General features: G+C 65.3%; 17 protein-coding genes and 1 riboswitch. Of the genes, 8 read left to right on the top strand and 9 right to left on the bottom strand.

The window, feature by feature from the left end; genetic code table 11:
• The first annotated feature begins 45 nt into the window (after nucleotides 1-45).
• Nucleotides 46-1,254 carry a PQQ-dependent sugar dehydrogenase gene (locus BLIN9172_RS09315; RefSeq protein WP_101554820.1) on the top strand — a complete coding sequence of 403 codons (1,209 nt, stop codon included), beginning with the start codon at nucleotides 46-48 and terminating at the stop codon, nucleotides 1,252-1,254.
• A gap of 153 nt (nucleotides 1,255-1,407) precedes the next feature.
• Here BLIN9172_RS09315 and BLIN9172_RS09310 read toward each other — a convergent pair whose 3' ends face one another.
• Both BLIN9172_RS09310 and BLIN9172_RS09305 read right to left on the bottom strand, forming a co-directional pair.
• On the bottom strand, nucleotides 1,408-2,055 hold the full coding sequence (locus tag BLIN9172_RS09310) for a copper resistance CopC family protein (RefSeq protein WP_240812007.1): 648 nt from the start codon (nucleotides 2,053-2,055) through the stop codon (nucleotides 1,408-1,410).
• A gap of 65 nt (nucleotides 2,056-2,120) precedes the next feature.
• Nucleotides 2,121-2,657: a low molecular weight protein-tyrosine-phosphatase gene (locus BLIN9172_RS09305; RefSeq protein WP_101554819.1), complete on the bottom strand. Its 537-nt coding sequence runs from the start codon at nucleotides 2,655-2,657 to the stop codon at nucleotides 2,121-2,123.
• Nucleotides 2,658-2,709: 52 nt separating this feature from the next.
• On the opposite strand from BLIN9172_RS09305, the gene BLIN9172_RS09300 reads away from it, so the two are divergent.
• A complete protein-coding gene (locus BLIN9172_RS09300; RefSeq protein WP_101554818.1) occupies nucleotides 2,710-4,680 on the top strand; it encodes a M13 family metallopeptidase in 1,971 nt (656 codons plus the stop codon).
• Nucleotides 4,681-4,788: 108 nt separating this feature from the next.
• Here the strand turns inward: BLIN9172_RS09300 and BLIN9172_RS09295 are convergent, their stop codons facing one another.
• Nucleotides 4,789-6,528 (bottom strand): DUF1684 domain-containing protein, encoded by a 1,740-nt coding sequence (locus tag BLIN9172_RS09295; RefSeq protein ID WP_240812006.1) that lies wholly within the window; start codon nucleotides 6,526-6,528, stop codon nucleotides 4,789-4,791.
• A gap of 134 nt (nucleotides 6,529-6,662) precedes the next feature.
• Here BLIN9172_RS09295 and BLIN9172_RS09290 point away from each other — a divergent pair, with 134 nt between their 5' ends.
• The 4 genes from BLIN9172_RS09290 to BLIN9172_RS09275 all read left to right on the top strand — a co-directional run bounded on the left by BLIN9172_RS09290 (nucleotide 6,663) and on the right by BLIN9172_RS09275 (nucleotide 12,636).
• A complete protein-coding gene (locus BLIN9172_RS09290) occupies nucleotides 6,663-7,967 on the top strand; it encodes a M18 family aminopeptidase (RefSeq protein ID WP_101554817.1) in 1,305 nt (434 codons plus the stop codon).
• A gap of 74 nt (nucleotides 7,968-8,041) precedes the next feature.
• Nucleotides 8,042-8,150, top strand: a riboswitch (TPP riboswitch).
• Complete coding sequence (thiC, locus tag BLIN9172_RS09285) at nucleotides 8,146-9,969, top strand: phosphomethylpyrimidine synthase ThiC (protein ID WP_101554816.1); 1,824 nt, start codon at nucleotides 8,146-8,148, stop codon at nucleotides 9,967-9,969. It overlaps the preceding riboswitch by 5 nt.
• A 98-nt stretch (nucleotides 9,970-10,067) precedes the next feature.
• Nucleotides 10,068-10,859 (top strand): amidohydrolase family protein, encoded by a 792-nt coding sequence (locus BLIN9172_RS09280; protein WP_101554815.1) that lies wholly within the window; start codon nucleotides 10,068-10,070, stop codon nucleotides 10,857-10,859.
• A 31-nt stretch (nucleotides 10,860-10,890) separates the two neighbouring features.
• The gene (locus tag BLIN9172_RS09275; RefSeq protein ID WP_101554814.1) at nucleotides 10,891-12,636 is read left to right on the top strand and encodes an ABC-ATPase domain-containing protein; all 1,746 of its coding nucleotides are present in this window, start codon (nucleotides 10,891-10,893) and stop codon (nucleotides 12,634-12,636) included.
• 10 nt (nucleotides 12,637-12,646) lie between these two features.
• Here BLIN9172_RS09275 and BLIN9172_RS09270 read toward each other — a convergent pair whose 3' ends face one another.
• The gene (locus BLIN9172_RS09270) at nucleotides 12,647-15,118 is read right to left on the bottom strand and encodes a thioredoxin domain-containing protein (RefSeq protein WP_101554813.1); all 2,472 of its coding nucleotides are present in this window, start codon (nucleotides 15,116-15,118) and stop codon (nucleotides 12,647-12,649) included.
• 189 nt (nucleotides 15,119-15,307) lie between these two features.
• Here BLIN9172_RS09270 and BLIN9172_RS09265 point away from each other — a divergent pair, with 189 nt between their 5' ends.
• On the top strand, nucleotides 15,308-15,760 hold the full coding sequence (locus BLIN9172_RS09265; protein ID WP_101554812.1) for a pyridoxamine 5'-phosphate oxidase family protein: 453 nt from the start codon (nucleotides 15,308-15,310) through the stop codon (nucleotides 15,758-15,760).
• Between the two features lie 24 nt (nucleotides 15,761-15,784).
• On the opposite strand, the gene BLIN9172_RS09260 is transcribed toward BLIN9172_RS09265, so the two are convergent.
• Nucleotides 15,785-16,645, bottom strand: a complete 861-nt coding sequence (locus BLIN9172_RS09260) for a glycerophosphodiester phosphodiesterase (protein WP_101554811.1) — start codon at nucleotides 16,643-16,645, stop codon at nucleotides 15,785-15,787.
• Between the two features lie 340 nt (nucleotides 16,646-16,985).
• Here BLIN9172_RS09260 and BLIN9172_RS09255 point away from each other — a divergent pair, with 340 nt between their 5' ends.
• Nucleotides 16,986-18,479 (top strand): alanine/glycine:cation symporter family protein, encoded by a 1,494-nt coding sequence (locus BLIN9172_RS09255; protein ID WP_101554810.1) that lies wholly within the window; start codon nucleotides 16,986-16,988, stop codon nucleotides 18,477-18,479.
• A 154-nt stretch (nucleotides 18,480-18,633) separates the two neighbouring features.
• On the opposite strand, the gene thpD is transcribed toward BLIN9172_RS09255, so the two are convergent.
• The 4 genes from thpD to ectB all read right to left on the bottom strand — a co-directional run bounded on the left by thpD (nucleotide 18,634) and on the right by ectB (nucleotide 22,609).
• The gene (gene thpD, locus BLIN9172_RS09250) at nucleotides 18,634-19,542 is read right to left on the bottom strand and encodes an ectoine hydroxylase (RefSeq protein WP_101554834.1); all 909 of its coding nucleotides are present in this window, start codon (nucleotides 19,540-19,542) and stop codon (nucleotides 18,634-18,636) included.
• 205 nt (nucleotides 19,543-19,747) lie between these two features.
• Nucleotides 19,748-20,461, bottom strand: coding sequence for a hypothetical protein (locus BLIN9172_RS09245; protein ID WP_101554809.1), 714 nt, complete (start codon nucleotides 20,459-20,461; stop codon nucleotides 19,748-19,750).
• A 264-nt stretch (nucleotides 20,462-20,725) separates the two neighbouring features.
• On the bottom strand, nucleotides 20,726-21,133 hold the full coding sequence (locus BLIN9172_RS09240) for an ectoine synthase (protein ID WP_101554808.1): 408 nt from the start codon (nucleotides 21,131-21,133) through the stop codon (nucleotides 20,726-20,728).
• Nucleotides 21,134-21,304: 171 nt separating this feature from the next.
• Nucleotides 21,305-22,609 (bottom strand): diaminobutyrate--2-oxoglutarate transaminase, encoded by a 1,305-nt coding sequence (gene ectB / locus BLIN9172_RS09235; RefSeq protein ID WP_101554807.1) that lies wholly within the window; start codon nucleotides 22,607-22,609, stop codon nucleotides 21,305-21,307.
• Nucleotides 22,610-22,703: the final 94 nt, after the last annotated feature.

Genomic DNA, 22,703 nt, shown 5'->3' with positions numbered 1-22,703 from the left:
CGGCGGATAGTCTTGTGGAACCGGACTCCCCTTGAAGGAGAGAGCATGAGCACCTCAGCACTGCGCCGAACCGGGCGGCTTCTCACCGGTGCCACACTGTCCCTGGCCGTCGTCCTCAGCGCCTGCTCCTCGGATTCGGACTCCGGCGAGACCAACGGACGGGGCGGGTCGGACTCGGGGGCCGCCTCGGCGAGCGCCGGGTCCGGATCAACCGACGCCGGGTCCGCGGCGTCCGCACCGGGAGTGAACTCCCCCGAGGTTGTCGCCACCGGGCTCGAATCCCCGTGGTCGATCGCCTTCGTCGGGCAGACCATGGTGGTCAGCGAACGCGATTCGGGTCGCATCCTCGAAGTCTCCGCAGGTGGAGACGTTCGTGAGGTCGGCCGGATCGATGATGCCTCGGCCTCGGGTGAGGCCGGCCTCCACGGTCTCGCCGTCGACGATGACCGTCTCTATGCCTTCTTCGCCGCTGGGACGGAGAATCGGATCGTGCGGTTCGACCTCCTCGGCGAGGCCGGGGACCTGTCCCTGGGTGAGGAGGAGACGATCCTCGACGGACTGCCGACGGCGAACTTCCACAACGGCGGGCGGTTGGCATTCGGCCCCGACGGGATGCTCTATGCCACGCTCGGCGATACGGGCGATCGCGACAGTGCACAGGATGAACAGGCGCTGTCGGGAAAGATTCTGCGCATGACGCCCGATGGCGAGGTGCCCGACGACAACCCGTTCGGCGACTCGCTCGTGTACAGCATGGGACATCGGAACCCGCAGGGCATCGGGTGGGACGACGAGGGCACGATGTATGCCTCGGAATTCGGGCAGGACACGTGGGATGAGCTCAACGTCATCGAAGCCGGCGGCAACTACGGCTGGCCCGAGGTCGAAGGCATCGCCGAGGATGACGGTGCAGGTGACGGCTCGGGCGGCGGTGGCGCGGGTGGCGGCGACCCGGGTAGCGGGGCTGGTGATTTCATCGATCCGGTGCAGCAGTGGTCGCCCGACGAAGCGAGCCCGTCCGGACTGGCCGTCACCGAGGACAGCATCCTCATCGCCGGACTCCGCGGGCAGCGGCTGCACCGGGTGCCGCTCGATGACCTGGCGTCATCGTCACAGCTGTGGACCGGTGATTACGGGCGACTGCGCGATGTGGTCGAGGCTCCCGACGGTTCGCTGCTCGTACTGACGAACAACACCGATGGCCGCGGAGATCCCGGCCCGGACGACGACCGCCTCCTGCGCTTCACGCCCTGACGGCGCTAGCCCGGTTATCGCTGCGTAAACCGGCCGACAACCGGACACACGCGTAAACGCCGGGCCCGCCCGCCACGGACCGAATAGACCGAGGCCCCGAACGCTCTTCACGTTCGGGGCCTCGTGTCAGACGTGCCGCGTGGGCAGTCTCGCTCAGTTGTCCTTGGTTCCGGGCAGGCCCTGGGACTTGCGGCGCATAAGCAGGACGACGATGACGATGATGGCCAGGCCGCCCACGGAGAGCAGCACGATCATCGGCGTCGACATTCCGGAGTCGCTGCCGGTGGACTCGCCGATCTCGCCGCGATCCTCTGTGTCCTTGCCCGGCTCGTCGACGACTCCGCCGCCGAGCCCGGCCTTCGTCGACTCTCCGGACGACTCCTTGACCTCACCGCCGGCCCCTTCGGAATCCTTGATCGCGAACGAGTAGTCGCCGGAGATCGGGTGGCCGTCCTGCGACACCACGCGCCAGGTGACCTTGTAATCGCCGGGCTTGAGATCGTCGGGCAGAGCGACGCTGAGCTTCTTGCCCTCAACGGTCAGCTCACCTGCGGAGACATCTTTGCCGTCGACGACGACCTTGACCTCGGAGCCGACTTCCTGGATGTCGCCGGAGAAGGTCATCTCGAGCCATTTGGGCTGCTGGTCGAGCTCGGCGCCGTCCTCGGGGTTCGACGACACCAGCTGATCATGCGCACTGGCGGCGGGAGCGAAAGCGAACACGCTCATCGCGGCCACCAGCAGGGCGGCAAAGCCCAGCCTGAGAGCGGACCAGTTCTGTCGGGTCATGAGACGAGTCATGAGAGTTTCTCCTTCGAGGCGTACCTGCGATTTCGATCGTGTCAGCGAGCTTGTGCTTACCAGTATCACTGAGATTTCGCGGCCAGCGTGCGCAGACGATCCGTGATTCCCGGCACGGATACTTCAATTGTCTCAAGAGTTTCTTCGAAATGCTTGAATTCCCCGTACCAGGGATCCTCGACATCGGGGGCGGGGATGTCGTCGTCGTCCGCCGAGGCGGCGCTGACCTGACCCGCGGCCACCTGCGGATCGAACTCGCGCAGCATCCGCAGCTCCGGGGCCGCCTCGGCGGGAAGGTCTGCGATCATCCGCTCCAGGGCACGATAGTGGCGGGCGGTCATCGCCACCGCCAGATCGCGGTCGGCCAACCATTCGGGGGTGATCTGCCGGGCGACGTGATCGTCGGTGCGGTAGCCGGCGGCGGCGAGCACACGCGCCTGACGTGGGTCGATGGGGTTGCCGGCCTCCTCGTCGCTGATCCCGGCGGAGTCGACAACCGCCTCGGCGCCGGTATCGGCCAAGTGATGCACGAGCACACGTTCGGCGGTGACGGATCGGCAGATGTTGCCGGTGCACACGAAGACGACGGATGCCAGACTCATATCTCCTCCTCGGGCGGGGCGTGCGGGGCACTGATCACGATACTGTGGGGCCATGACTTCTGAAACCTCACAGACCTCGATCAGGCCGGCCGACGACCTGTACCAGCACATCAACGGCGAGTGGATCGACTCGTTCACGATCCCCGATGACCGGGCCGGCGACGGAGCCATGCGTGAGCTCTTCGACACCGCCGAGACCAAGGTCCGCGACATCATCACCTCAGTGACCGACAGCCCGCAGGAGCCCGGCTCCGAGGGACAGAAGGTCGCCGACCTATTCACCTCGTTCATGGATGTCGATCGCATCAACGACCTCGGCGTCGCCCCGCTGACCTCGACGTTCGCCGCCATCGACGCCGCCGAGGACAAGTCCGAACTCGCCGCAACGCTCGCCCGACTCGAGACCGAAGGCATCGGCGGAGTGCTCGGCGGGTACGTCACCGCCGATGCGAAGGACTCCGACATCTACGCCCTCTACCTCGTCCAGGCCGGGATCTCCCTGCCCGACGAGGACTACTACTTCAACGACGACCACGCCGAGGTGCGCGCGAAGTTCCTCGCGCATGTGCAGAAGATCGCGGCCCTGGCCGGTCTCGGGGAGAAGTCCGGGATCACTGATACCGAGGTGGCCGCCAAGGTGATGGCGTTCGAGACCGAACTCGCCCGGCACCACTGGGATCGGGTGGCCTGCCGCGATGCGGAGAAGACGTACAACAAGTATTCGATCTCTCAGCTGCGCGACCTCGGCCCCGAGTTCGACTTCGACTCGTACCTGGGGATCCTCACCGCCGAGGCGGCCGATCTCAAGTACCTCGTCGTCTCGCAGCCCTCGTTCGTCACGGGCATGGCGAAGGTGTGGGCGGCCACAGATATCGAGACCATCAAGACCTGGCTGCGCTTCGTCGTCGTCTCCGACACCGCCTCGCTGCTGTCCGATGAGTTCGTCGAGGAGAACTTCGACTTCAACTCCCGGACTCTGTCGGGCACCCCGGCACTGCGGGAGCGCTGGAAGCGCGGGGTCAGTCTCGTCGAGGGCTACCTCGGTGAGGCCGTGGGCAAACTCTACGTCGCAGCGGAGTTCCCGCCGTCGTCCAAGGACGCGATCGACCATCTCGTGGGCATGCTCATCCAGGCCTATGACAAGTCGATCCGCGAACTCGACTGGATGAGCGAGGAGACGAAGGAACGCGCCCTGGTCAAGCTCTCGAAGTTCACTCCGAAGGTCGGCTATCCGGATGTGTGGCGGGAGTACCCGGCCGCGATCGACTCCTCCGACTTGGTGGGCAACGTGCGTCGCTGCTCGCAGGCCGAGCATGTGCGGCAGGTCAAACGGATCGGCGGACCCATCGACCGCACCGAATGGCTGATGACCCCGCAGACGGTCAACGCCTACTACCACCCGGTGATGAACGAGATCGTCTTCCCGGCCGCGATCCTCCAGCCGCCGTTCTTCGACGCCGCCGGTGATGTGGCGGCGAACTTCGGAGCGATCGGCGCGGTCATCGGCCACGAGATCGGGCACGGCTTCGATGATCAGGGTTCGCGCTATGACGGCGACGGCAACCTCGTCGACTGGTGGACGTCTGCTGATCGTGAGCGCTTCGAGGAGCGCACGAATGCGCTGATCGCCCAGTACGAGGAACTGGTTCCGGCCGGTCTCGAGGCCAACCAGCATGTCAACGGAGCGCTGACGGTCGGTGAGAACATCGGTGACCTCGGTGGTCTGTCGATCGGCTGGAAGGCGCTCGAGCTCGAACTCGGCGAACGGGCGGGCACCCCGGGTGTGCCGGTGGCGCCGTCGGCTGATCAGGCGAAGGCGTTCTTCTCCGCGTGGGCGAAGGCGTGGCGGTCGAAGATGCGCACCGAGGAGCGTGTGCGGCGGCTGTCGATCGACCCGCATTCGCCGGAGGAGTTCCGCTGCAATCAGGTCGTGAAGAACATGACCGCCTTCCACGACACCTACGGCGTGACCGAGTCCGACGGCATGTACTTAGCCCCCGACTCCCGAGTCGCCATCTGGTAATTACTACCTGACGGCGGCCCAGCAACCTCGCGCGAGGTTGCTGGGCCGCCGTCAGGTAGTCCTGGGAGGAAACGGGCGCTGGGAGCCCGGGGATCCGAGTGGAGTGACTCAGCGGTGGTGGCGGATGAGGGCGACCATGCGGTAGTCGAATTCCTGCCAGCTCGAGATCGAGGCACCGGATTCCATCGCCGCCTGGAAGTCCTCGACCTCGGTGCGATCGGATTCGAGCGGAATGTCGAAGGGCATCTCCACGTAGAGCAGCCCGCTGGCGTCGGTGTGGACGATGTCGAAACCGGCCTGCTTCGGATCGAGTTCGTTGTTCATCACGATGAGCAGCCGATCCTCGGGGGCCGAGTATTCGGTCTCGATGCCATCGACATACCCCTGCTGCGACCGCAGCTCGCGCTGGGCCTGGATGACGAACGCCGAGTATGCGCCGATGCCGATGACCGGAATCCGTGAGGTCAGCGCTTCGGTGGCGACATCAATGAGCCGCGACCGGGCCTTGCGCCCCAGCGGGGACAGATCCCCACCGGACATAGCGACCCCGTCGAAGCCGACCAGCGAGATCCGCCCGTCGTCGTGGTTGGGGTTGAGGATGGTGATGTCGAGGCCGAATCGCGAGTACCAGGGGCGGGTCACCTCGGCGCTGTCTTCGTCCCACCACACGTAGAAGAGGAACGGCACGTTGATCCCGGCCTCCGAGTAGAAGAACGGAGGACGCCGCTCACCTGCGGTGACGTCGAAGGGAACGACGTTTCCCTCGATCGGGGCCGGGCAGGTGGCGAACGAGGTGAACGCGAACGGGTAGTTCACCGCACGGTTGAAATCGACCACGAGCGACCCGTCCTGATTCGGCACTCCGAGATCGATGGTCCGCCACGCCGAGGTGGTGCTCCCGTTCGTCGAATCGTGGAAGTCCAGCTGGAGCCCGGTCTTCGGACACCCGGTGGCGAGCAGGTTCACCTCACCGTGCTGAGTGTCGAACGTGACGATTCCCGCCGCCTGCGTCTGCAGCTGCAGATCCTCTTGAGCGGTTTCGATCGTGTAGGTCCGGAACGGGTCGAACCGGGTGAATCGGGCGAGGAAGACGAAGTCCGGGTCCGGGTCGAAGACCGGAACCTCGAAGAACTTGCCCAACAGCGGGGACTTCGAATTGCGCACACGCACACCGAGGCGGCCGGCCCGGTCGATGAGTTCGTAGAGGACGTTGCCGACGGTGAACCAGTTGAGCGATCCGCCGGTCGGAATTTTCGCGCTGAACCCGTTCTCTTCGACGCGGACCTGAGGTCGGGCGGGCACGGCGTCGTGTCCGCCGGTCGCCTGTGAACCGGCACTCGCACCTGCTTCCGCACCAGCAGAACCATCCGCACCAGCCGCAGAATCAGCGCCCGCACCGGCCGCGCCGGTCTGGTCCGTGACCCTCGGCAGGGTCGAGGTGTCGCTGGGCACGGTCGGGCTGGTTGCCCGGGTCGGCCCCGAGTTGGTCGCAGCCGCGCCGTTTGTAGCCGCGCCGTTCGCTCCTGCGCCGTTCACCCCAGAGCCAGCCCCATTTCCAGGACCAGTCCCGGATCCAGCCCCGGAACCAGCCGGATCCGACCCGTCTGGGCCGTCGCCGACCGTGCTGAGCAGGTCAAACGTCTCCGCCGCGGGACCGGCCTTGATGCCGGGATCCAGGGACACGGTCACCCACCCGTCGTCGACGGTGAAGGTGCCGGGAGCGTCGGCCCAGGTCGATTCGTCATCGAGCCAGTGCAGGCCGACGACGCTGAGCCAGCCGAACGGTTTCGCCAGTGCCGAGTTCCGTGAGTCGCGCCAGGTGTTCCACTCCGTCACGAACTGGTTCACGTCGAACACTCCTTGCCGTCGCTGGTGCAGTTGCAGGGTCGCCGCCCCGCCTGATTCTCGGACGCGGTGGCAACCCGGCGCCTGAGACCTGATCTTCTTCACCTCCAAACTACCGCAAACGATAGGCTGGGGAAATGAATGAATCACTCCCGAGACCGGACCGGGCCGCGACGACAGCGGCCGACCTCGGCGACTTCGTCAGCGCCTCCCCCAGCTCCTATCACGCGGTGGCCACCGCCGCGAAACAACTGGAAGAGGCCGGATTCTCCCGCCTCGACGAGTCCGCCCCCTGGGCGCTGACGCCCGGGACCGGGCACTACGTCATCCGCGACGGCGCGCTCATCGCTTGGATGAATCCCACCGTCACCGAGGCGGCTGACCGGTTCCGCGTGTTCGGTTCCCACACCGATTCCCCCGCTTTCAAGCTCAAACCCGGCGGCGAGTACACCGTCGAGGGCACCCGTCAGGTGGGAGTCGAGATCTACGGCGGGCCGCTGCTGAATTCGTGGCTCGACCGCGAGCTCGCCTTCGCCGGGCGGCTCAGCCTTGCCGACGGCAGCATCGTGCTCGCCCGAACCGGGCCGATCGCCCGCATCCCGCAGCTCGCGATCCACCTGGACCGGCAGGTCAATGAAGGTCTGGCCTTGGACAAGCAGCGTCATACCGCTCCTGTCATCGGTCTGGCCGATCTCGCTGAGGCCGACATCATCGAACTGCTCGCCGCCTCCGCCGGCGTCGATGCCGAAACTGTCGTCGGTCACGACGTCTACACCATTCCCACTCAGGAGCCGGCCCTCTTCGGTGCCGCCGAGGAATTCTTCGCCTCGCCGAGGCTGGACAACCTGCTGTCCGTCCACGCCGGCGTCACCGTACTGACCCAGCTCGATGCCGATAGGCTCGACGGCATCCCCCTGTTGGCGGCCTTCGATCATGAGGAGATCGGGTCGAATTCGCGTTCGGGTGCGTGTGGTCCGTTCCTCGCCGATGTCACCGAGCGCATCGTCGCCTCATTGCTGCCGCAGTCGACGCGCAGCGATTATCTCGCATCGATGGCCTCCTCGGTGTGTGTCTCCTCCGATGCCGGGCATGCTGCCCATCCGAACTATCCGGAACGTCATGATCCGCATGTGCGCCCCCGCCTCGGCGGCGGTCCCCTGCTCAAGCTCAATGCTCAGCAGCGCTACGCCACGGATGCGGTCGGCACCGCGGTGTGGTCGCAGGCGTGCGCGGCCGCCGGAGTCGAATACCAGGATTTCGTCTCGAACAATGCGATGCCCTGCGGTTCGACGATCGGACCGCTGACCGCGACCCGTCTGGGCATGACGACTGTCGACGTGGGTCCGGCCCTGTATTCGATGCACTCGGCACGCGAAATGGTCGCGGTCTCCGATGTGCTCGCCCTCGGTGCCGTGGCGAAGGCATTCCTCCAGGGCAGCTGACCTCGCACCCCCGGCGGGACTCGATTCCGCCGACACCGCGGTTGTCCTCACCACGACAATCGTGATACGAATTACACGACCCCACGGGAGCCCGCTGCAAGGGCTGAGATCGGACTGCATCGTCCGAGACCGTAGAACCTGATCCGGTTGATACCGGCGTAGGAAGTGAGGACTGCAGATGACTGCATTCACCCCGGAAACACCTGCCCCAGCCACAGCTTCGCCTGACGCGGTTTCGTCTGCCGCAGCGGCGGACGACCAGTTCACCCTCGAGCAGTATCCGACGCATTCGCCGGCATGGATTGATGACGAGGAACACGGCATCCGCGTTCCCGTGACCCGCATCGAACTCGAGGACTCGAACGGCCGGACCAACGATCCCGTCGATGTCTACCGCACCGTCGGACCGGGCAGCATTCCGGAGGAGGGGCTGCCCGCTCTGCGATTTCCGTGGATCGAGAACCGTCTCGACACCGAAACGTATGACGCCCGCGGCCACCGCATCGCCGATGACGGTCGTGCCGCCGTCCGCCGAGGGGCCCCGTCACAGCAGTGGAAGGGACGCAGACCGGTTCCGCGTCGGGCCAAGACCGGCCGCACGGTCACCCAGATGCACTACGCAAGGCAGGGCATCATCACCCCGGAGATGCGGTTCGTCGCACTCCGCGAGCAGTGCGATGTCGAGCTCGTGCGTGCGGAGCTCGCCGCCGGTCGGGCGATCATCCCGAACAACATCAACCACCCCGAATCCGAGCCGATGATCATCGGCAAGGCGTTCCTCGTCAAGATCAACGCGAACATCGGCAATTCCGCGGTCACCAGCTCCATCGCCGAGGAGGTGCAGAAGCTGCGGTGGGCCGCGAAGTGGGGTGCCGACACCCTCATGGACCTGTCGACCGGCAATGACATCCACACCACCCGAGAATGGATCATCCGCAACTCCCCCATCCCCATCGGCACCGTCCCGATCTATCAGGCGCTGGAGAAGGTCGACGGTGATGCGAACGCGCTGACCTGGGAGATCTATCGCGACACGGTCATCGAACAGTGCGAGCAGGGTGTCGACTACATGACCGTCCACGCCGGTGTGCTGCTGCGCTACGTTCCGCTCACGGCCGACCGGGTCACCGGGATGGTCTCTCGCGGCGGGTCCATCATGGCCGGCTGGTGCCTTGCCCACCACGAGGAGAACTTTCTCTATACCCATTTCGATGAACTCTGTGAGATCTTCGCCCGTTACGATGTCGCGTTCTCACTCGGCGACGGACTGCGACCAGGGTCCATCGCTGATGCCAACGATGCCGCCCAGTTCGCCGAGCTCGACACACTGGCCGAACTCACCGAACGCGCGTGGGCCCACGACGTCCAGGTGATGGTCGAAGGGCCCGGGCATATTCCCCTCCACCTCGTGCGGGAGAACGTCGAACGCCAGCAGGAGCTCTGCCACGGCGCACCGTTCTACACCTTGGGTCCGCTGGTCACGGACATCGCACCCGGATACGACCACATCACCTCGGCGATCGGGGCGACCGAGATCGCCCGCTACGGCACGGCGATGCTCTGCTACGTCACCCCGAAGGAGCACCTCGGCCTACCCGACCGCGACGACGTCAAAACCGGGGTGATCACGTACAAGATCGCCGCGCATGCCGCTGATATCGCGAAGGGCCACCCCGGTGCGACGGCCCGCGATGACGCGCTGTCGAAGGCCCGGTTCGAGTTCCGCTGGCGGGATCAGTTCGCGCTCGGCCTCGATCCGGAGACTGCTGAGGCGTTCCACGATGAGACCCTGCCGGCCGAACCGGCGAAGACCGCGCACTTCTGTTCCATGTGCGGGCCGAAGTTCTGCTCGATGCGCATCTCCCAGGACATCCGCGATACCTACGGCAGCGCCGAGGCGCAGGAGGCCCTGGCGGGAATGCAGCAGAAGAGCCGCGAATTCCTCGCCTCGGGCGGAGAGGTCTACCTGCCCGATCCGACCGTCGGCCTCAAGGCGGACTGACCGTCGTTCAGGGCGTGGCGCGTCTATCGCAGTGTGCACGATTCGACAGACGCGCCACGCCGTGACCGAGCGTTGCGGAGGCGATGTAGGTTGACGGCATGAGCGAACTCCAGCGTGCCTTCGACGCGCATCTGCACATCATCGATCCGACCCATCCGGTCATCGAGAACAACGGCTATCTGCCCGACCCATTCACGGTCGCCGACTACCGCGCGAGGCTGCAGAGCCTGCCCGAGGTCGGAGTCGTCGTCGCCGGAGGTGCCGTCGTCTCTGGCTCGTTCCAGGGCTTCGACCAGGGGTACCTCGTCGAGGCGCTGGGCCAGCTCGGCGACAGCTATGTCGGTGTCACCCAGCTGCCGGATGAGACCACCGATGATCAGATCCGCCGCCTCGACGAGGCCGGCATCAAGGCGCTGCGCTTCAATATCGCCCGCGGTGGTTCGGCCACTCTCGATGCCCTCGACAGCTTCGCCCGCCGGGTCCATGACCTCGTCGGATGGCATGCCGAGCTCTATATCGACGCCCGCACCATCGACGCCGACCTCGCCGCACGCATCGCCGCACTGCCGGCGGTGAGCATCGACCACCTGGGCATGCACGAGGACGGACTGCCCACCCTGCTGCGCCTCGTCGAGGCCGGGGTGAAGGTCAAAGCCACCGGTTTCGGTCGCGTGGAACTCAACCCCGCCGAGGCGGTCCGTCGCATCGTCGACACCGACCCGACCGCGCTCATGGTGGGCACGGATCTGCCGTCGACGCGGGCGCGTCGCCCCTTCGCCGATGCTGATTTCGCCCTCCTCCGCCAGGTGCTCACCCCCGCCGAGGCGGACGCCGTGTTCTGGTCGAATGCGGCGAGGTTCTACGGCCTCGAACCGTCATCCGCTGAGTAGGCGTTCATCTGCGCCCAGTAGCATGAGTGAGATGAGTTCACGTCAGTCGAATCTCGCCTCCACTCTGCACACCCTCGACGGTCGCAGCTACGGCAATCTCAAACAGATCCGCGGCCGCTACACCTTCGGACCGGTCACCGTGTTCATCGATCGGGTCCAAGCCGATCCGTTCGCCTCCCCGTCGAAGGTCCGGGTCCGTGTCGATCGTGCCGATGCGAAGGTTCCGCTTGAGCTCACCACCGAGCGCGCCGATCGCATCGCGGCGGCCGACTACCTTCTCCGTGCCGGCAATGAGGTGCTCGCGAAGCTCGATCAACGCGCACTGATCCTCGGCCGCCCCGGGCAGGAGATCCTCGAACGGACGAACATCCTCATCGACGACGCCGGGCTCGAGGCACGTCTGCTCGTCAACCTTCCGGCCCGCGGCCGCCGCATCCTCGGCCACCAGGCCGCCGACATCCTCACTCGCGATCTGCCCGAATTCGCCGAACGACTCTTTCTCTTCGACCGCTGGTCGGACGCCCCGGCAGGCAGGGGAGGGAACACTCCCGCCCCATCGGCCCACGGGCTCGCCGACCACGTCCAGCTGCACCGGGATCAGCTGGAACTGCGCAGCCGACTCGGCGAGGCCGGACTCATCGGGTTCATCGGCAACGGGGCGATTCTGCCGCGGAAATCCGGGGATTCGGACCTGCCGATGACATCCTCCGATGCGGTGGCCTTCACCTCCCCTCCCGAACTCGAACACACGGTCGATCTCTCCAGCGGCCACAGCGTCACCGGCATGGGCATTCCCCGCGGGGTCACCGTCATCGTCGGAGGCGGCTATCACGGGAAGTCGACGATTCTGCGCGCGCTCGAACGCGGCGTCTACCCGCATATCGCCGGCGACGGGCGCGAATGGGTCATCAGCGACCCGACTGCCACCTCCATCCGAGCCGAGGACGGTCGCGCCGTGACCGGCGACGACATCTCGGCGTTCATCAACAACCTACCCTCGGGCACTGACACGAGATCCTTCTCCACCACGAACGCCAGCGGATCGACCTCGCAGGCGGCCAACCTCGTCGAAGCGATCGAGGCGGGTGCACGCACCCTGCTCATCGACGAGGACACCTCGGCGACGAACTTCATGATCCGCGACGAACGCATGCGCGCGCTCATCCCCGCCGAACGGGAACCGATCACCCCGTTCGTCGACCGCGTCCGTCCTCTGCTGACCGAGCAGGGCGTATCCACGGTGCTCGTCGCCGGCGGATCGAGCGCGTTCTTCGAAGTCGCCGACCACGTCATCGCCCTCGACGCCTATGTCCCCCGCGAAGTCACGAACCAGGCACACGACCTCGTCGGAGTCACCGCCACCGACCTCAGCCCTGACTCCGGTTCAGACTCCCCAGCTGCCCCCGCTTTCACCGCCGCACCGCGTGTGCCGACGGCGAAAGCGCTGCGACCGTCGTCGAAGACGAAGACCGCCCGAGCGAAGGGATCCGATCGGATCCAGTTCGGCCGCGAATTCATCGACCTCATCGCCATCGCTCAACTCATCGACACGCAGCAGGCGGCGGGCGTGGCCGAAGCCCTCGAATACCTCGCGGAGATCTTCGACGGACGCACCTCACTGACCGAGGCGTTGGCCGAGATCGAGGACATGCTCGATGCCGAAGGCCTCGACGGAATCACGGGCCACCGCGACCATCCGGGCCACCTGACCCGGCCGCGCCGGCAGGAGATCGCCGCCGCTCTCAACCGCTACCGCGGGTTGAACCTCGAACGCTGACGTCCGCGACCTACCTATCCAACAGTCTCACCAGCTCGGCGCTTGTACCCACCGGCAGTGAGCAGGAGGTCCCTCGGCACACGATCGCCGTCCCCGCGGGGACGTCGACCTCCCGACCGTCCGGTCCGGGCACCCCGGTCGAAGCGGTGAGCAGAGTGACCGCTGGATGCCGGGCAGCGATGGTCCGCAGCGCCTCGTCGCCGGTGGCGACCCGCACGGGCGACAGCGCCCGCTCGGCCTGCCACAGCGCGTGCCCGCACCCGCGCGGCGCCTGACCGGCCAATGCCCGATAGACCCCGAGCAGCCGATCCCTCACTTCCAACAGCCGTCCGGTATCCAGCGCGGCCGCCTCACCTGACGACTCTGCCGCACTAGACGTCGCACCGGATTCGGGACCACCGGACGTGGCAGCGTCGACGCCGAGCTCGGCGAGCAGCAGCACCGCCTCGGCGGCCGCCGATCGTCCCGACGGCACGGCGTTGTCGACGGGGTCCGCCGACTTCACATCGATGATCCCGTCGCCGAGCGAATCGACCGCCTCGAGGACCCCGTCCCCGCGTTCGGAGGTGAAGAGGTCGAGCATCGTCGCCGCGAGGTCGACCAGATCCCCCACCTTCACCAAGGCGGCCCCGCCGGACAGCTGCCCGACCGTGATCCCAGCGGTGATCGTCTGCGCCCAATCGGCGAGCCCGCCCCGCCCGGGGCCGGCGACTCCGCCGGTGAAGCTGCGCCGCACATCGAACGAGGCCGAGCCAGTCTGCTCCATCGGTTCGGCAGGCTCCGCCGAACCGGCGCTCGCTCCTGCCCGCTTGATTCGTTCGTCCATCGCCGTCCAGAATCGCACGGCGGTTTCTGCCCATCGCGCCGAATCGGCGGATCCGGCGTTTCCTGTGATCGCACCACCGGTCGACTCCGCACCAACCGCCGAATCGGCACCACCGTCGGACTCAGCGCCCGCACCGGAGTACAGGGCCGCCTCGGCGAGGGCGGTGACGGCTAGGGAATTCCATTCGGTGATGATCTTCTCGTCACGGGCCGGCTGGGACCGGCGAGCGCGCAGCTGCTCGAGCACCTCGCGCTGACGTCTCGTCGCCTCGATGTCCCAGGGCGCGGGGTGTTCGGCGTCGAAGGGCACGTCCTCCATGCCGAGCCAGTCGATGATGCGCACGGCCGCGGCGACCTGGCCGGACAGCTCGCCTCCGGCCGGCGAATCGACGAGCCCGAGCAGACCGGCCTGCCCGGCTTCAGCGAATTCTTCGGGAGTGAAGACATACGCCGCGCCCTCTTCGGAGACTCCCGCCGGGTTGAGCGAATCCGCGTCGAGCGCGGCGATGAACCCGTCATCGGTCGACAGGTCGCTGATCAGGAAGTTCGCAGTATCGGCGATTTCCCGTTCGGCCAGGGCGAGCCATTTCGACCTCGGGTCCAGGGCGCGTTCGACCTTCGCCCAGGCGACGACGGCACGCAGGTAGAGGGCGTTGTCGTAGAGCATCTTCTCGAAGTGCGGCACGAACCACTGCCGGTCGACACTGTAGCGGGCGATCCCGCCGCGCACCTGGTCGCGCATGCCGCCGCTGGCAATCCGGGCCAAGGTCGAGCGCACGGCGATGAGGCAGTCGAGGACGAGCTCACCGGTCAGGTGCCCGTCCGCACCGAGCCACCCGAGCCGGCCTTCGGCCCGGACCCGATCCATCGGGTGCTCCCCGTCCCCTCCCTCGTTCGCCGAGGCGGTCCCACCGGTTCCCGGGCGCGCCGAAGCACCGTCGCCGGATCCCTCACCCGCCGAGGCGGTCCCGCCCAAGCGCACGAACGCCGCGAGGAGCTGGAGGACGTTCATCATCGGCGGGAACTTCGGGGCACCGCCGAACCCGCCCCAGGCCGGATCGTAGGAATCGAGGAGCGCCGCGGCGGCGGAATCGAGTTCATCCGGGGTCAATGACTCCGCGGTTGCCTCGGCGGGAAGAGCACTCGTCACGGCATCGGCCATTTCGGCCAACCCGCGGTCCATCCGGGACGTCATCTGGTTGACTTCGTCGCGGCGGTCCGTCCAGGTCGCCGATACGGCCGAGAGCACCTGCGTGAAGGCGGGCAGGTTTCCTCGCGGCGCGGGCGGGAAATAGGTGCCGGCGTAGAAGGGGCTGCCGCTCGGGGTGGCGAAGATCGTCATCGGCCAGCCGCCCTGTCCGGTCATCGCCTGCAGCGCGTTCATGTAATAGGCGTCGATGTCCGGCAGTTCCTCGCGGTCGATCTTCACGGGCACGAACCGGTCGTTCATCAGCGTCGCGACCGCTTCGTCCTCGAAGGATTCGTGCGCCATGACGTGGCACCAGTGGCAGGTGGAGTAGCCGATCGAGATGAGGAGGGGGACGTCACGGCGGGCCGCCTCGGCGAGGGTGTCCTTCGTCCACATCCGCCAGTCCACGGGATTGTCGGCATGCGCGCGCAGGTAGGGGCTGGTCGAGTCGGCGAGTTCATTCGGCATGTCCCCAGCGTCTCACTTCGAGCGATCACGCGCGAGGTCGACTGTCACGTGCGAGGTCGACTTCTGAGACCGCATCGTCCGGTCCTCGATCAGCCCTTCCCTCGCATCCGACCCTCTTCTACACTATGTAGAACTCAGTGGAGAGGGAACCGATCCCGGTGCCCGCCGCTGGGAGACAGGAGAACGACAATGAACGCCGAATCACCCTGGACGCTCGACGCCACGGACTGCTGGGACCTCCTGCGATCCGCCTCCGTCGGTCGCCTGGCTGTCATCGTCGATGGTGCCCCGGAGATCTTCCCGGTGAACTGCACCGTCGAACATTCCGCTCTCATCATCCGCACCGGTGATGGCACGAAGATCGACGCCGTCCGGAGCCATCCTCGCGTCGCCTTCGAAATCGACGGCCTCGACGGGCAGACCGCATTCAGCGTCGTCGTCAAAGGCGATGCGAAGGAGATCAAAGCTCCCGACGAACTGCGCGACACCGTCTCCCTCGACGTCTCCCCGCTGCAGGCCGGGACGAAGAATCATTTCGTCCGGATCCTCGCCGAGGAGGTCACCGGCAGGAGCTTCCCCGTGACCGATCCCGCGACGTGGAAGTCAGCGCTGCGCGACGTGGCACGCGCACCGCACGAGTGACCCCGTCGACCGGTTCCTCGTCGATCAGAGTGCTTCGACGACCTCGACGAGGCGGTCGGGGGCGTTGGTGATGATGCCATCGGCGCCGACATCGATGGCCCGTTCCATCTCGCCGATGTCGTCGACGGTCCACACCAGACTCGTCATTCCGAGCTCGTGGATGGCGGTGAGGAAGTCCTCGTCGGCGGCACAGAATTCCGGGTTGACCTGGTCGACCCAGTCGGCGAAGTCCTGGAGTTCGTCCGGGCACGGACGCCCGAGCACACCGACCGGGATCTCCGGGGCGAGCGCGTGGAATTCGGCGACGAATGCCCAGTTCGCGGACTGGACGACGAGCATGCCCGCGGCCAAAGCCCGCTCGAGGTAATTCGGCACGGCGCGCAGGGCGGACAGGACCGCCTCGGCGATTCCGGGATAGACCTCGGGATGCTTGACCTCGAGCAGCAGGCCGGTGCGGGTGTCGTGGGCGAGGGTGAGCACCTCGGCGAGGCGGGGCACGCGGACACCTGCGAACTCCTCACCCTTCCAGCTTCCGGCATCGAGCGTGGCGATCTGGGCGGCATTCATGCCGGCGATTCTGCGGTCTTCGCGATTCGGGTACAGGGTGCGGGCGTCGGTCGTGCGATCGACGGTGGTGTCGTGCATGATCACGAGCTCGCCGTCGGCACTCATGTGGACGTCGGCTTCGATCATGTCTGCGCCCTGGTCGATGCCGGCGATGAACGCGGGGATCGTGTTCTCCGGCCACTCGGCGGACGCACCTCGGTGTGCGATGACCAGGGGCGGAACCCGAACGCGGGCAGGATCGATCACGGTGTCGGCGATGCCGGTGCTGAGATCTCTGGGCGAGGGATCGGACGTGGGGGTGGCGAGGGTGATGGGCATTTCAGAACTCCTCCACGGAGACTGCGGGTGGCGTTCGGGCACCGGATCCAACTGCTGCTTAGGCGACCGAACGATGAGTACTAGGCCGCCCAGACTAGGCGGCCCGAGCAAGGCCCGGGTGATGCGCGAGTGGACGGGACATGAATCCTGCCGGTGTCGGCACTGGCCGTCGCCTGAGCCGATGCTGACTCGGCTGCGAACCACCGGCATCACTCACAGCAGGGGCCGATGCCACACCGGCAGGGGGTGGGGTGGCAGACTGGGGATAACCCCGGACGGAGTTCTCGCTTTCCGCACCTCCGATCCTCTCCAGCACGATTGCCGAAGGAGGCGCAGTTCAATGGAGATGCTCCAGAGTGCATTCGACAGTGTCAGCACCGTATCGTCATACATACTTGTAGCTGTTCTCATCCCCACTGGTCTGTATTTCACGATCCGCACGGGAGTGGTGCAGATCCGCCTGCTGCCCGAGATGCTCCGCACCTTGACGGAGCCGGGCGGACGGGATTCCGAGGGCAACCGGAACATCTCGCCGTTCCGCGCCTTCTCGATCTCCGCGGCCTCGCGAGTGGGGACGGCGAACATCGCCGGTGTCGCATTGGCGATCTCGCTCGGCGGTCCGGGGGCGATGTTCTGGATGTGGCTGACGGCCATCGTCGGCGGGGCCACGGCCTTCGCCGAGTCCGCCCTCGGCCAGCTGTACAAACTCAAGGACGGCCCGAACTTCCGCGGCGGCCCCGCCTATTACATCAAGCACGGGCTGAACATGAAGTGGCTCGGATTGCTCTTCGCCGTCATCGTCGCCATCACCTACGGCGTCGTGTTCAACTCCGTGCAGTCGAACTCCATCGTCGACGCCGTCGGCGCATCCTTCGGAGTCGAGAATTCGGACGGCGTCTTCGCCGCGGTCGCCGGTGCCATCATCGCCGTCGCCGCATTCGCGATCTTCGCCGGCGGTGCCAAGCGCATCTCGAACATCTCGGCTTATCTGGTGCCGATCATGGCCGGTCTCTACCTCATCGTCGGCATCATCGTCGTGGCGATGAACATCGGTGCCGTTCCGTCGATGATCGCGACGATCTTCGCTGACGCGTTCAGCATGCATTCGCTCGCCGGCGGCACGTTGGGTTCGATCATGCTCATCGGTGTGCAGCGCGGTCTGTTCTCCAACGAGGCCGGTATCGGTTCGGTCCCGAACGCGGCAGCCACCGCATCGGCGTCGCACCCGGCCAAGCAGGGCTTCGTGCAGGCGCTGGGCGTGTACTTCGATACGATCCTCGTCTGCTCGATCACCGCGTTCATCATCCTGCTGTCGAACCCGGAGTACGGCAGCTCTGCCGAGGGCATCCAGCTCACACAGACGGCTCTGAGCGGTCAGCTCGGGCAGTGGGCGATCCACTTCCTCACTTTCGCGATCTTCCTCTTCGCGTTCTCGTCGATCCTCGGCAACTACTACTACGGCGAAGCGAACATCGAGCATCTGACGACGAACCGCGCCGCGTTGCGGGTGTATCAGGTCATCGTCATGGTCTCGGTGTTCATCGGTGCGATCGCGGCGCTCGACCTGGTCTGGACTGCCGCGGACATCTTCATGGCGATCATGGCGCTCATCAACCTCTTCGCTCTGCTGATGCTCTCGCCGCTGGTGTTCTCGCTGCTGAAGAACTATCAGCAGCAGCGTCGAGCCGGCTTCGAACCCGTCTTCCACCGCGGCGATCTGCCCACGTTCAAGCGCATCAACACCGATGTCGACGCCTGGGACGGCACCGACGAGGTGACCACCGCAAAGTTCTGGCAGGACCGCGGGAAGAAGGTTCGCGAAGACGGACAGTGACAGGGTGCTCTCCGACAGCGAGCGACGTTGTCGGTGCACACCGTGCACACGACTGTGGGGCCCGGCACCATCTCGACGGTGCCGGGCCCCACTGTGCTGGTGCGCTCACCTCATCGGGAAATCCGGTGTGCGCGTGAGTCGTCTGCGTGAGTCGTCAGCGGCCGGCAGGAGTGAAGTCCGTGCTGCCGACGAACTCCGGACGCGGTTTCGGCGCTGCGAACGGTTCCACACACGTGTTCTCCACCGAGTTGTACACGATGAAGATATTCGAGCGCGAGAACGGAGTGACGTTGCCGTTCGACGCATGCATGCAGTTGGAGTCGAACATGATCGCTCCGCCTGCGGCTCCTTCGAGCACGTCGATGCCGTATTCGTCGGCGAAGTCACTGAGAGTCTGACGGTCCGGGGTGCCCGCACCCTGCATGATGAGTGACTTCCGGTAGTTGTCTTCGGGAGTGCCTCCCACGCAGCTGATGTAGCGCTTGTGCGAACCGGGCATGATCATCAGCGGGCCGTTGAATGAGTAGTTGTCCGTCAGCGACAGCGAAAGACTCACCGCGCGCGGAGTGGGCATTCCGTCTTCAGCATGCCAGGTCTCGAAGTCCGAATGCCAGGAGAACTCTTTGCCCACGAATCCCGGTTTGTAGTTGATCCGGCTCTGATGAATATAGACATCGGTTCCGAGGATCTGACGTGCACGGTCGACGAGGCGCGGATCGTTCGCGATCTTTCTGAAGATCTCATTGGTGCGATGGATGTCGAATATCGACCGGACCTCGTCGGACTCGGCTTCGACGACGGTACGCTCATCGGCCTTCACCTCCGGGTCACGCGAAAGCCTTTGAAGCTCGTCGGTGAAGAGTGTGAGCTCTTCGCTTGTGATGAGCTGATCGATCGTCAGATAGCCCGTGTCCTCGAAGTGCTTGAGATCAGCCGCCTCGAGGGGGCCGTCTTCGGGAGAGCCGAAGACGATCGGACCCGTGCGCGGGAGAACCTCTGTGGTCTCACCGGAGCGAGTCGGATAGAGATCTGTGGTTGCGGTCGCAGCTGATACTGCTGTCATCATTTCTCCTTCCTTCGCTATGTGCCGTCTGCCGGGCCGGTGGCGTAACTGCTCATCGGCCCCGCAGATCGGGTTGTGCGGCCACCGTAACAGGAAGACATCGTCCCCGGTACCCCGGTCAGAGCCAGGACAGAGAGACCGGCACCCTCGGTGCGATCCAACAGAGATGAATCGCCTCCAAAGGGGTCGGCCATTCTTTGGACGGTTAGCGTTTGACCGACTTCGAGGTCGCTCCGGTCGCCCAGCTGACCTGGCTGAAGGTGACACGGTAGTACTTCTTGCTCTTCGACTTCACCTTGTAGGTGGCTTTGCCCTTCTTCGCGGAGACCGTCTTCAGCGTCTTCCATTTGCTGCCGGACTTGACCTGGAATTTCACCTTCGGGCTGTACTTGATCTTCCCGTAGCGCTCCGGGTGGTAGACCTTCGACGACGAGGTCAGCGTGACCGTGCTGCCGCTGCGCTTTGCAGAAAGCGAAGCGTAGGACTTGCCGCGGACGTAGAAAGAGCCCTTGGTGTAGTCGGCACGCTCGACTTCGCCGTAGCTGTTATAGCTTGAGCCACCGTAGTAATAGGCCCTGACTTCTGAAGGTCCGAGGGTGTACTTACCCAGGCCATCTGACGATGGGCAGATCATGATCCGGTCCTTCTTGGAGCCGCTGTAGTCCGAGAACCACGCAGTATCGACCCAGCCGTGACGACCCCGGATATCAGTGTCAACGTCCCAGTCATCAATCCTGGACTTCTTATGCTTCATGTAGACGTTTGTATATTTGCAGTTCCAGTCGGACACAACGACGCTGTCTCCCCAGAGCTTTGTAACGTCGAATGATGAACTCGCCGCCTCGGCGGATACGGCGGGACCGACGGCGAGAGCAAGAGCGGCAACGGACGCCACAAGGGCGCGCTTGAGGAACTTCATGGAGACTCCAACTGAAGATGGGATGGAAGAGGATGCCTGAGTCGGAGTCAACGAATGTGTAATCGGCAACGAGAAGTCACGAACTTGAAAGTTGTATGGCCGAAGATTATCGTACCTGCAGTCCATCCGGCCCCCGCTCAACGGTGCCGTTCACCCGGAAGCCTCAACCACACGCGAAAAGGCGGCCCGAGCGCAATGCTCGGGCCGCCTCGGCGAGTGAAACTCAGTCAGCTTCCGCCGATCCAGTCTTCGACTGAACCTCGATCAGTTCGCGGGTGCGGCTTCATCCTCGACGATGAGCGGGTACACGCCGTTCTCGTCGTGAACCTCACGGCCGGTGACCGGCGGGTTGAACACGCAGGCCATGCGCAGCTCTTCCTCGGCCACGACGGTGTGCTTCTCGTTTCCGTCGAGCAGGTACATGACGCCATCGTGGAGCGGGTATTCCTTGCCGGTCTCCAGATCGGTCAGCGTTCCCTTGCCCTGCACGCAGTACACGGCTTCGACGTGGTTCTGGTAGTGGAACGTCGAGGTGGTTCCGGCGTAGATCACGGTGTCGTGGAACGAGAATCCAACGCGCTCCTTGCCGAGCACCATGCGGCGTGAACGCCAGGTCTCGGACTTCACATCGCGATCGGTGTCGTTGAGGTCATCGCGGTTGACTACGTACATCTGTGGTCCTTTCGCAAAAGGTCGGTGAAAGTGTTCAGGGGGTGGGCCGCGAAAGTCCGTCTCATTTCAACGGCGCCCGTCGGCCCGGGTGGACGATCGAACCAGTGAGCTCGATTCCGCCCACAGCTCGGGCCGGCGCCACAGCTGCGACGCCGGCCCGGCAGAGGTGGGTCAGGCCAGCGCGGCCGTGGTTGCGGCGGGAGCGAACTTGGCCACTCCGGCCTCGATGATGTCCAGACCCGCCTGCAGATCGCGCGAGTCGATCGTCAGCGGCGGCATGATCTTGATGACTTCGTCATCGGCGCCCGAGGTCTCGAGCAGGAGACCGTTGTCGAAGGCGTAGGCGGCAACCTTCTCGGCCACCTCGAGGTCCTCGAAGCACAGGCCGGCCAGCAGGCCGCGTCCGCGGATCGAAGCGCCTTCGGCCTTCTCGACGATTCCGTCGAGGCGCTGATGCAGAGCGGCGATGGTGTCGGCAAGCTGGTTCTGGAACTCGTTGTCGGCCCAGAAGGTCTTGATGGCGGCGGTGGCAGTGACGAACGCGGGGTTGTTTCCGCGGAAGGTGCCGTTGTGCTCGCCGGGCTCCCAGACGTCGAGCTCGGGGCGGAACAGGGTCAGTGCCAACGGCAGACCCGAACCGGAGATCGACTTCGACAGGCAGACGATGTCGGGCTCGATGCCGGCTTCTTCGAAGCTGAAGAACGAACCGGTTCGGCCGCAGCCGGCCTGCACGTCATCGACGATGAGGAGGATGTCGTGCTTCTTGCACAGGTCGGACAGAGCGCGCAGCCATTCGGCACGTGCGGCACGGAGCCCGCCCTCGCCCTGCACGGTCTCGACGATGACAGCGGCAGGCTTGTCGACACCCGAGCCGGAGTCCGCGAGGACCTTCTCCAGCCACAGGAAGTCGGGCACCTCACCGTCGAAGTAGTCGTCGTAGGGAATCTTCGAGCTGTTGGTCAGCGGGATTCCGGCGCCTTCGCGCTTCATCGAGTTGCCGGTCACCGACAGCGAGCCCAGCGTCATGCCGTGGAAGGCGTTGGTGAACGAGAGCACGTGCTGACGTCCGGTCACCTTGCGGGCGAGCTTGAGAGCCGCCTCGACGGTGTTGGTGCCCGTCGGCCCGGGGAACATGACGGAGTAGTCGAGTCCGCGCGGCTTGAGGATGAGGTCCTGGAAGGTCTGCAGGAACTCACGCTTGGCCGGGGTCTTCATGTCCATCGAGTGCAGCACGGCACCCGACTGCAGGTATTCGATCAGCGGGTTGATCACGGCCGGGTTGTTGTGGCCGTAGTTGAGTGCACCGGCACCGGAGAAGAAGTCGAGGTATTCATTGCCGTCTTCGTCCCACTGCTTGGCGCCCTGCGACCGGGCGAAGGTGGCCGGCCAGGAACGGCAGTAGCTGCGAACCGCTGATTCGCGAGTTTCGAAGATGTCGGGCTTGTCAGTTGGTGTGGGCTTGGCGCTTTCAGTCATGACTTGAGTCCTTTCGACTTCCAAAGTTGTGCGTCTGCATCGGATGCAGTCGCCGAGGCGGTGACCGCCGCCGCTTATTGCGGGCGATCTCTTC

The sequence above is a fragment of the Brevibacterium linens ATCC 9172 genome (genome assembly GCF_900169165.1).
GTDB lineage: Bacteria > Actinomycetota > Actinomycetes > Actinomycetales > Brevibacteriaceae > Brevibacterium > Brevibacterium linens.
Note: the sequence above shows the minus strand (reverse complement) of the source record. Positions and strands in the feature narration are given on the sequence as shown.